The organism is Flavihumibacter cheonanensis (assembly GCF_022352215.1).
GTDB lineage: Bacteria > Bacteroidota > Bacteroidia > Chitinophagales > Chitinophagaceae > Flavihumibacter > Flavihumibacter cheonanensis.
In genome coordinates this window covers 1-281 of record NZ_JAKRWF010000189.1, presented here as the reverse complement: position 1 = coordinate 281, position 281 = coordinate 1, and the positions used below count along the sequence as shown (strand labels likewise).

Here is a 281-nt window from a genome sequence, read left to right as displayed (position 1 = left end):
CAGTTCTCCAAGCGCTGATCGTACTGGAAGCATCGAAAAAGCCGTCCGATTGGGCGGCTTTTTTGTCGTTGTCATTTTTGGTTCAACCATGGCGCTGCCGTACAATGGCGGCCATTCTTTGCAAGGAAATCAACCATGATCAAAGTGGGCATTGTGGGCGGCACGGGCTACACCGGGGTCGAATTGCTGCGGCTGCTGACGCGTCATCCGCAAGTGGAGTTGAAGGCCATCACGTCGCGCAAGGAAGCCGGGATGCCGGTGGCGGACATGTTCCCCAACCT

Annotated in this window: 1 pseudogene; it reads left to right on the top strand. The window is 56.6% G+C overall.

Annotated features, from left to right (window positions below):
- Positions 1-135: 135 nt before the first annotated feature.
- Positions 136-281, top strand: a pseudogene (locus MD536_RS21635) (N-acetyl-gamma-glutamyl-phosphate reductase); the annotation flags it as partial.